Origin of the sequence: Dyadobacter sp. 3J3, assembly GCF_009801115.1 — a bacterium.
Lineage (GTDB): Bacteria > Bacteroidota > Bacteroidia > Cytophagales > Spirosomataceae > Dyadobacter.
Genome location: NZ_VTOL01000005.1, coordinates 162789 through 170205 on the forward strand (window position 1 = coordinate 162789; position 7417 = coordinate 170205).

Annotated in this window: 4 protein-coding genes and 1 pseudogene; 4 read left to right on the forward strand and 1 reads right to left on the reverse strand. The window is 41.8% G+C overall.

Features of this window, described 5'->3' with window-relative positions:
- Positions 1–42: 42 nt before the first annotated feature.
- Positions 43–447, reverse strand: a complete 405-nt coding sequence (locus tag FZF08_RS12630) for a hypothetical protein (RefSeq protein WP_159469276.1) — start codon at positions 445–447, stop codon at positions 43–45.
- A gap of 275 nt (positions 448–722) precedes the next feature.
- Here FZF08_RS12630 and FZF08_RS12635 point away from each other — a divergent pair, with 275 nt between their 5' ends.
- The 4 genes and pseudogenes from FZF08_RS12635 to FZF08_RS12650 form a co-directional block, all read left to right on the forward strand.
- The gene (locus FZF08_RS12635; RefSeq protein ID WP_159469278.1) at positions 723–1838 is read left to right on the forward strand and encodes an acyltransferase family protein; all 1116 of its coding nucleotides are present in this window, start codon (positions 723–725) and stop codon (positions 1836–1838) included.
- Positions 1839–2181: 343 nt separating this feature from the next.
- Positions 2182–2889, forward strand: coding sequence for an ATP-binding cassette domain-containing protein (locus tag FZF08_RS12640; RefSeq protein WP_159469280.1), 708 nt, complete (start codon positions 2182–2184; stop codon positions 2887–2889).
- A 235-nt stretch (positions 2890–3124) separates the two neighbouring features.
- Positions 3125–6178 carry a glycoside hydrolase family 3 N-terminal domain-containing protein gene (locus FZF08_RS12645; RefSeq protein WP_159469282.1) on the forward strand — a complete coding sequence of 1018 codons (3054 nt, stop codon included), beginning with the start codon at positions 3125–3127 and terminating at the stop codon, positions 6176–6178.
- 80 nt (positions 6179–6258) lie between these two features.
- A pseudogene (locus FZF08_RS12650) lies at positions 6259–7417 on the forward strand (hypothetical protein); the annotation flags it as partial.

The window sequence follows — 7417 nt, forward strand, 5'->3', positions numbered from 1 at the left end:
ATATTTGTGAAAATTCGTGCATTTGTGGCGGTATAAATATTTCTATTTCCCAAAAATCCGATCAAAACTAAACCGATTTTTCTTTGACAATGCTTCCAGTTTTTGCTGTTGTTCGTTTGTCAGAACATACAAAATCTCTTCTCTTTTTGCTTCTGCCAGTTGTTTATGATCACGGCGTTTTGCATCGTCATTTTTGGACAGCTTCCTGTCTTTACGCGCGTAACGTTTTTCAATTTTTTTGATCTGTTTTACCTGTCTTTTGGAAAGGTCAAGATCAGCTGCGAATTTTTCGAGATTTTTTTCAAGTCTTTTGTTATTCAGCTTTGGGTTAATTGTCGTTGTTTCCTGATAATCTTCTGAATCGCTTGAAGATGAATTACCGGAAGTCGCGCAGCCTGTAAATAGTAATCCGCTTAAAGCCAGAAATAAAAAGATGAGTTTTTTCATGGACGGCATTTTGTTGAAATGAATATTGATGGTACTAACGAAGATCGGCTTGGAAAGAATATAAACCCCGGATGAAAAATCTGTCCGCCAAACTTCTTTCACTATCCTTTACACAAATAGGCTTATTTAAATAAAATTACTTATGCGCATTCCCGCCGATAGTATTTTTCAGTAAGAATCCAGTAATTGTAGTTGTGTTTATGAACCTACGCCATAAAAGTTTTTCATAAGTACTACTTATACCAAATTTTATTTCCTTTTCCCTAATTTTTCTAATGAAAGAAAATTCTACTTCGCACCGGTTGCTGTCTTTGGATACGCTGCGCGGGTTTGACATGTTTTGGATTTCCGGTGGCGAAGATATCTTTGCTGTTTTAGCCAAAGTTACCGGCTGGTCCTGGGCAGTACTTATTGCACACCAGCTTACGCATCCTGACTGGAATGGTTTTCGTGCCTATGATTTAATCTTCCCGACTTTTCTTTTTATGGCTGGCGTATCAACTCCTTTTTCATTGGGAAGCCGTTTGGAAAAAGGGGTGCCAGCATCAGATTTGATCCGTAAAGTAATCCAAAGAGGTCTGATTCTTGTGTTTTTGGGGGTCATTTATAACAACGGAATTTTTCATACAGAGTGGCATAATATGCGCTATCCAAGTGTGTTGGGCCGTATTGGCTTGGCGGGAATGTTTGCGCAGATTATTTATTTATACACCGGAAAAACAAGTCGCTGGATCTGGTTTGCAGGATTATTATTAGGCTATTGGGCTTTTATGATGTATTTCCCGGTTCCCGGATGCGAAGCCGGATTGATGACGATGGAGTGTAATCCTGCCAGTTATTTTGACCGTATGATTCTTCCGGGACGTTTACACTTGAAAATTCATGATCCGGAAGGTTTGGTTTCTACAATTCCTGCTATTGCAACAGGTTTGATGGGAATATTTTCCGGTGAAATTTTACGGACAGATCCTACGAAACTCTCTCAAAACAAAAAAGTACTTTATCTGATAGCTGGCGGTGTTGTAAGTTTAATTATCTCTCAACTTTGGGATATTGTATTTCCAATCAATAAGAATTTGTGGACGAGTTCGTTTGTGCTGTGCGCGGGCGGATGTAGTGTATTGTTGCTCGCATTTTTCTACTGGATCGTAGATGTGTTGAATTATCGTCGCTGGACATTCTTTTTCGTAGTAATTGGAATGAACTCGATCGTGATTTATATGGTCGGCCGTTATATTGATTTTGAATATACAGCAGAAGCACTATTCGGTGGACTATTGGATTTCTTCCCCGAACCTGTACAAGCCGTTGGTGGTGTTCTTGCATTTATAGGCGTACAATGGGCGTTCATGTATTTGTTATGGAGAAATAAATTATTTTTAAAGGTGTAGGGGCGACCCTCGTGGTCGCCCAAAGAACTATCCGGAAATTCGCCCAAAAACTATCCGGGAATTCGACAGAAAACTATCCGGAAATTCGACAGAATTTCCGGATAGTTAAAAAGAATTCCAGATATTTACCGAAAAGTAAAAGGAGATCAGGCTTATAGCGTGAAGGAGATCGGGATTATAAGCTTGAAGAAGATCGGGGGGAAAAGGGTAACCACAAGGGATTACCCCAACGATTACCCCAACGATTAATCTAACGATTACCCCAACGATTACTCTAACGATTACCCCCGATGATCGCCCGAACGATTATCCGGAAGTTCCCCGAACGAAAAAAAACTAAGAAATGTCAATTCAGGTAACGAATCTTACAAAAGTATACGGAACGCAGCGAGCGGTGGACGGGATTTCCTTTTCCCTGAAGCCCGGAGAAATTGTTGGTTTTCTTGGTCCAAACGGCGCAGGAAAATCTACAACCATGAAGATTCTTACGGGTTATTTGAACTCCACTTCGGGAACAGCAACCGTTGCAGACTTTGATGTTCAACAACAAGCTATGCCCGCACGCCGTGCTATAGGGTATTTACCAGAGCACAATCCATTATACCTTGATATGTACGTTCGCGAATTTCTTCTTTTTTCGGGAAAACTATATGGAATGCGTGGTTCAGTTTTAAAATCACGTGTGGATGAAATGATCAATCTTTGTGGTTTAGAAGTTGAAAAACGGAAAAAAATCGGTCAGCTTTCCAAAGGATATCGTCAGCGTGTCGGCTTAGCCCAATCTTTCCTGCACGATCCGGCGGTACTTATTCTGGATGAACCTACAACAGGTCTTGATCCAAACCAGATCCAGGAAATCAGAGAATTGATCCGCACAGCCGGACACAATAAAACCGTCCTTTTTTCAACGCATATTATGCAGGAAGTGGAAGCACTATGCGACCGCGTGATTATCATAAACAAAGGCCGTGTAGTAAGTGACAGCTCGCTTGAAGTATTAAGGCAATCAGGAAAGTCACTGGAAGAGACTTTTAGAAATTTGACCGTCTAATGTTTTTGTTATTAATTTTTAATAGTGAAATTAGCAACAGTCTGATAATGAGCCACCAGCTAAAAGCCAACGGCCATAAGCTAACAGCTAAACATTAGAATTGCCTTAAAACTATGAAAAAGCGGATTTTTTGCGGTTCATAATTGTTGTTGATATAAATAAAGAAAGAAAAATTTGACTCAACGACCTTAAATATTTTGAATAATACTTCCTTATAAAGATTGGGATAATAGAGATGGAAAAAAGGTTGGGAAGCCGTATTCGGGTAGTTGCAGGTATTTTAATTTTGGTCTTTTTTGGTTCTGTATCCGTTGCCTGGAAGTTAATCCAGACCAGGGAAACCTATGCCGAAATCGAAAAACCTGTTGTAGAAAAGAAACTGTTTAGAGCTCCGAAAAGGCGTGCTGAGCCGGTAATAGTTTTGCCTGAAAATCAGTGGGTCGACAGTACATTGAAATCGCTTTCGCTTGAAGAAAAAATTGGACAGCTTTTTATGGTTGCTACTTTTTCGAACAGGGAAGAGGCAAATACGCGCTATATTGATAAACTCATTGACGATTTTCATTTAGGCGGATTGATCTTTTTTCAGGGCGGTCCGGTTCGTCAGGCTCAGTTGACAAATCATTATCAGGCACATTCAAAAGTTCCTCTTTTTATCGGGATTGATGGTGAATGGGGTTTGGGGATGCGTTTGGATAGTACCATTTCTTTTCCAAAACAAATGGTTTTAGGAGCGATTCAGGATGATGAGCTGGTTTATCGAATGGGTAGTGACATTGCCCAACAGTGCCGTCGTCTGGGAATTCAGATAAATTTTGCGCCTGTTTCTGATATTAATAGTAATCCTAAAAATCCTGTCATCGGGATACGTTCTTTTGGTGAGGACCGTGAAAATGTAACGCGGAAAGCGGTTGCCTATATGAAAGGGTTGCAGCATAATGGCATTATCGCCACAGCCAAGCATTTTCCGGGGCATGGTGATACTGATGCTGATTCGCATTTTACGCTGCCGGTTTTAACACATTCGGCAGACCAGTTAGATAATATTGACCTGTATCCTTACAAACAACTTATAGCGGATAGTTTGATGGGTGTTTTGAGCGGGCACTTATTTATTCCGGCTTTGGATAATTCGCCACAGCTTGCCAGTTCATTGTCTGAAAAAGTTATTACCGGTTTATTGAAAAACCAGATGGGTTTTCGTGGACTTGTTTTTACGGATGCGATGAATATGCGCGGCGTTTTGAAAACTGGTCGTGCTGCTGAGGTAAATCTGAAAGCACTCATTGCGGGGAATGATGTTTTATTATATCCTGAAAATGTAGCAGAAACGATTACTAAAATAAAAGATGCGCTTAATCAGGGAACGATCACTCAGAAGTTTCTGGATGATAAGGTTAAACGGATTTTACAAGCCAAATACTGGTCAGGTTTAGGTCAATATAAACCTGTTGATATCAATAATTTGTATTCAGACCTTAACAAAGAAGAAAGCAAGGAATTGTACCGCGAATTATCAGAAGCCTCCGTTACGGTTGTTCGGAATGACAATAATATTTTACCGATCACGTCCATTACCGCACAGACCATGGCGTCTGTTCTAATCGGTGAGGGAAGCACTTCTGTTTTCCAGAAAATGCTGTCAACGTATAAGCCTATCAGGCCTTATGCCTTCCTGTCGGATCCGTCTCAGGAGGAAATTTTGCAAATGCTTAGTTACCTGCAAACGTATGAAACGGTTGTGGTTGGAGTAACCGGGATTTCATCAAATCCAAAGTATAATTATGGGATTTCAACGGGTACTGCCGAGTTTGTAAAACAATTAAAACAAAGTGGTAAAAAAGTTATTTTATGTTTGTTCGGCAGTCCATACAGTATTCAGTTTTTCCCTGAAACAGATGCATTGATCTGTGCAAACCAGGATGGTTTGGATCAGCAGGAAATTGTTCCGCAGATTATTTTTGGCGCGCTGGCTTCAAAAGGAAAGTTGCCGGTTTCTGTTCTTTCCTACAAAGCCGGAGATGGAATTGAAACTGAGGCTTTGAACCGGATCAGCTTCGGCACACCCGAAAGTGTTGGAATGAATGCGGGTATGTTACAAAAAATTGACGGCATTGCGAATGCGGCTATAACGGATCATGTATTTCCGGGTTGTCAGGTTGTGGTGGCGCGAAGAGGAAAAATTATATATGATAAATCTTTTGGAGGATTAAACTACCGTACGCCGGAACGTGTAACTTCTGAAACGATTTACGATGTCGCTTCTGTGACAAAAGTAGCCGCGACTTTGCAGTCTTTAATGTTACTTTATGATCGTAAACTCATTGATCTGGATGAAAGAGCTTCTCATTACTTACCAGAATTGATTGGTACCAATAAACAAAATTTCACCATTCGTGATTTGTTGATGCACCGTTCCGGATTGGTTTCTTTTTATCCGACGCTATGGGACAGGACAAAAACAAGTGCCGGAGGTTTACTACCTGAATATTATAGTTCGAAACCGGATAGTGTTTATAATCTTCAGGTGGCTCCAAAACTTTTCGCAAAACCTGCTTTGCGGGATTCTGTCTGGAAATGGGTTGTGAAATCTCCCATGAATAATTCAAAAGATAAAACGGGCAAATACGGTTATGTATACAGTGACCTGGGTTTTCTGACTTTGCAAAAAGTGATTGAGAAAATAACCGGACAGCCGCTAAACATTTTCGTGGCTGCCAATATCTATGAACCGCTGGGATTGCCTTACACAGGCTTTGATCCACTGCATCATTTTTCGGAAAAACAAATTGCACCTACAGAACAGGATTACCGTTTCCGGAGCCAGTTGATTCAGGGAACGGTTCATGACCAGATGGGAGCGGTGCAAGGTGGGGTTTCCGGACATGCGGGCCTGTTTTCTACCGCGACTGATCTGGCGGTGTTGATGCAAATGAATTTATGGAAAGGTAATTACGGCGGCAGACAGTTTTTTGCTCCGGGTACCGTTCCGCTTTTTTCCAGAATGTATGATGAAGCGCATCACAGAGGTTTAGGATGGGATAAAGCACCATCGGATGGAAACAGCGCTTATGTTTCTGCTCAGGCGTCGGTAAATTCGTTTGGACATACAGGTTTTACAGGAGCGATTGTCTGGATGGATCCGGATGAAGATCTGCTTTTTGTCTTTTTGTCAAACCGTATTCACCCCGATGCTGAAAACAACAGTATTACCACGCAGCGCACCCGCAGGAAAATTCACGATGTAGTATATATGTCACTTCTGGAACGTAAAAGCATTCTTCGTTAATTCATAAGAAATGTATTTGAAAAATATCTCTAACTTTACCTTTCATTAAGGGGTAAGTAGAAAGATATTAAGATAGATACATGAAAAAAACATTTATTAGAAAAGGAATTTTTGCATGCATTGCCGCTATTGTAGGGATAGCTTCTTCATTTGCGCAGACTGCCATTACTACCGGTGCTATTAATCCAGCCTCAGTTTGCGTTGGCGCATCTGTAACAGTCGCTTATACTGCAACTGGTACCGTTACGGCCGGGACTATTTTTTCGGCTGAATTGTCTGATGAAACTGGTGTATTTCCTGCAACGCCAAATGTTATTGGAACTGGAACAACTTCCCCATTGAATGGAGTTATCCCAGTAGCTTCTACTGCCGGGAGTGCATATAAAATCAGAGTCACAACAAGTATACCGGCTGTCGTTGGTGATCCAAGTTCGGCTTTTACTGTTAATGCAATTCCAGGAGCTCCGGTAGTAGCTAGTCCTGTCAATTATTCGGTTGGCGATGCAGCAACTGCTTTACCATCCGCAGCTGGTTATTTATGGTATAATGCAGCTTCTGGTGGAACTGGATCTGCAACTGCACCAACACCAAGTACTGCTACTGCTGGAACGAAATCATATTTTGTAAGTCGGAAAGTGGGTGATTGTGAAGGTCCTCGTTCAGAGATAGTTGTAAATGTAGTTTGCGTAGCACCTGCAACTCCTGTTGTGGTTTCTCCTGTTAGTTATATTCAAAATGCGGCACCGGTAGCTCTATCAGCAACGGCATTATCGGGTGCTACTTTAAACTGGTATGGAACCAGCGCAACGGGTGGAACAGCTTCTGCAACCGCACCTGTACCTTCCACTTCCGCTGTCGGAACAACAACTTATTATGTAAGCCAAAGTGTAGGAACTTGTGAAAGTCCCCGTTCAGCGATAGTTGTAAATGTGGCTGCTGCACCATGTACAACACCCGCCGCTCCGGTTGTAACAACGCCTGTAAATGTAACAGTCGGTCAGAGTGCAACTTTAACAGCAACCGCTATTTCCGGCGCCACTTTAAACTGGTATGGAACAAGTATAACAGGCGGAACAGCATCTGCCACCGCACCAGCAGTTTCGACTGCGACGGTTGGTAGTACAACTTATTATGTTAGCCAAAGTGTAGGAACTTGTGAAAGTCCCCGTTCAGCGATAGTCGTAAATGTGGCTGCTGCACCATGTACAACACCCGCCGCTCCGGTTGTAACAACGCCTG

Bases quoted from the DNA above. Each gene is read 5' to 3' on its own strand.
- FZF08_RS12645 (WP_159469282.1), top strand. From the start codon at position 3,125: ATGGAAAAAAGGTTGGGAAGCCGTATTCGGGTAGTTGCAGGTATTTTA.
- FZF08_RS12640 (WP_159469280.1), top strand. From the start codon at position 2,182: ATGTCAATTCAGGTAACGAATCTTACAAAAGTATACGGAACGCAGCGA.
- FZF08_RS12635 (WP_159469278.1), top strand. From the start codon at position 723: ATGAAAGAAAATTCTACTTCGCACCGGTTGCTGTCTTTGGATACGCTG.
- FZF08_RS12630 (WP_159469276.1), bottom strand. From the start codon at position 447: ATGAAAAAACTCATCTTTTTATTTCTGGCTTTAAGCGGATTACTATTT.